3 protein-coding genes are annotated in these 2,174 nt (G+C 69.5%); 2 read left to right on the top strand and 1 reads right to left on the bottom strand.

Going from position 1 to position 2,174, the window contains the following annotated elements:
• Both OS124_RS23770 and OS124_RS0105500 read left to right on the top strand, forming a co-directional pair.
• Window positions 1–369: molybdopterin cofactor-binding domain-containing protein (locus OS124_RS23770; protein ID WP_010138378.1), on the top strand; the 369-nt coding region annotated here is incomplete at its 5' end.
• Window positions 353–1,423, top strand: coding sequence for a DUF2235 domain-containing protein (locus tag OS124_RS0105500; protein ID WP_010138377.1), 1,071 nt, complete (start codon window positions 353–355; stop codon window positions 1,421–1,423). The genes OS124_RS23770 and OS124_RS0105500, both read left to right, overlap by 17 nt.
• A gap of 83 nt (window positions 1,424–1,506) precedes the next feature.
• Here OS124_RS0105500 and OS124_RS0105495 read toward each other — a convergent pair whose 3' ends face one another.
• Window positions 1,507–1,980, bottom strand: a complete 474-nt coding sequence (locus tag OS124_RS0105495) for a PaaI family thioesterase (protein ID WP_010138376.1) — start codon at window positions 1,978–1,980, stop codon at window positions 1,507–1,509.
• Window positions 1,981–2,174 lie beyond the last annotated feature (194 nt).

Below are 2,174 nucleotides of genomic sequence, written 5' to 3'. Positions count from 1 at the left end.
CCGATGCTGGCAGAGGGCCAGGTGCATGGCGGTGTCGTGCAGGGCATCGGCCAGGCGCTGATGGAGAACGTCTCGTTCGACGAGGACGGCCAGCTGCTGACCGCGACCTTCATGGACTACGCCATGCCGCGCGCGGGGGACGTGCCGATGATCGCCTTCTCGACCGAGCCGGTGCCCTCGACCCGCAATCCCATGGGGATGAAGGGCTGTGGCGAGGCCGGCACCGTGGGCTCGATGGCCGCGGCCTCGAATGCGGTGATGGATGCCCTGGCCGGGCGCGGCGTGATGCGGGCCGACATGCCTTTCACCCCGCAACGGGTCTGGACCCTGCTGAGGGAGGCCGGGACGGGCAGTGAAGCGGCCGCTTGAACGTCTCTTTGCCCGGCTGCGGCCGGTCGGATGGTTCCGCCGCCAGCGTCGGGCCGCCAGCGCCCCGGGGCGGGGGGCGGTCACCCATGTGGTGATCCTTGACGGCACCATGTCGACGCTGGAACCGGGGCAGGAGACCAACGCCGGGCTGATCTACAAGCTGCTGAACGAGCAGAGCGGCAGCTCCCTGTCGGTCTATTACGAAGCCGGGATCCAGTGGGACAGCTGGCGCAACAGTCTGGACGTGTTGCTGGGACGGGGCATCAACCGCAAGATCCGGGCCGCCTACGGGGCGCTGGCCTCGCGGTACCGGCCCGGCGACCGGATCTTCCTGTTCGGCTATTCGCGCGGCGCCTATGCGGTGCGGTCCTTGGCCGGGGTGATCGACCGGGTCGGGCTGGTGCGCGGCCCGCGCGCGACCGAACGCAACGTGCGCCAGGCCTATCGCCTCTACCAGGAGGGCGGCAGCGACGAGGCGGTGCGCGCCTTCCACGAGAAGAACTGTCATGGCGATGTTCAGATCGAGATGATCGGCGCCTTCGACACGGTGAAAAGCCTCGGCTTGCGGCTGCCCCTGCTGTGGAAGCTGGCCGAGGTGAAACATGCCTTCCACAACCACGCGCTGTCGGACTGCGTGAAGTCGGGCTTCCACGCGCTGGCGCTGGAAGAGACCCGGCAGGTCTACGCCCCGGTGATGTGGCGCAGCGAGCCCGGCTGGCAGGGCCGGCTGGAGCAGGTCTGGTTCCCCGGCACCCATGGCGATGTCGGCGGACAGCTTGGCGGCTTCACCGAGGCGCGCGGATTGTCGAACCTGCCGCTGGTCTGGATGCTGGGCCAGGCCGAGTTCCGTGGCCTGCCCCTTCCACCCGCCTGGCGCGAGCGGTTCCCGACGGATATCCACGCCCCCTCGGTCGGTCAGTGGCGTGGCTTTGCCAAGCTGTTCCTGCTGCGCAAGCCCCGGGTCGTCGGTGCGGATCCGTCCGAGAGGCTGCATGATTCCGTCCTGTCGCGGGGCACCTATCCGACCAGTGCGCAGCTGGCGCATCCCTCCTGACCGGGGGGAAGCGGCCGCCTCCGGCGGGAGTATTTTCAGCCTGGTGATGCATGTGGCGTGGCGCCGCTTCGGGCAGCCTCGGGTCAGAACATCTCGTCCGGGGACAGCTCCAGCACCGCGCAGGTGGTCGAGCCGGTGGCATAGAGCCGCCCGTCCGCCACGCCGACCAGTTCTCCGACGGCGACGCCGGTGCGGCGGCCGACATGCTGGGTGCGCCCCGTGGCGCGGACCTCGGTGCCATAGGGGATCGGGCGCAGGATGTTGACCTTGAATTCCAGCGTGGTGCAGCCCCGTCCGGCGGGCAGCCGCGACAGCACGGCGCAGGTCATGCAGCTGTCCAGCACGGTGCCGTACCAGCCGCCATGGACGGTGCCGGCGGGGTTGGCGAAATCGGGCAGGGGGGTGCCGACGAAGGTGACTTCTCCCTCTTCGGCGCTTTCCATGCGGAAATTCAGCACCTTCGAGATCGCCGGCCCCTCGCGGCCGCCGTCGATGATCGTCCTGAGGGCCTGAAGCCCGCTTGCCCGCGCGCGCTGCGCCTCTGCCTGGTCTGCCATGAAGGATCCTCCCCTAGGGGAAGGCTATTCCCGCAGCGCGAGAGGTGCAACCGATCTGCGGACAATTGGCCGCAACGTCAGACGCCCGGCGCGGGGCCGGGCGTCTGGATCCTGGGGGCGTCTCGCGCGATGTCGCTTCAGGCGACGTTCTCCAGCCGCGCGCGGGGCGTCACGCCAAGCGCGTGGCAGACATC

The sequence above is a fragment of the Oceanicola sp. S124 genome (genome assembly GCF_000220565.1).
GTDB lineage: Bacteria > Pseudomonadota > Alphaproteobacteria > Rhodobacterales > Rhodobacteraceae > Pseudooceanicola.
The sequence above is the reverse complement of the archived record's forward strand: the minus strand, read 5'-3'. Positions and strand labels throughout refer to the sequence as shown.

What these genes read in the sequence shown, in the direction of transcription:
- OS124_RS0105495 (WP_010138376.1), bottom strand. Translation starts at nt 1,980, where the DNA reads ATGGCAGACCAGGCAGAGGCGCAGCGCGCGCGGGCAAGCGGGCTTCAG.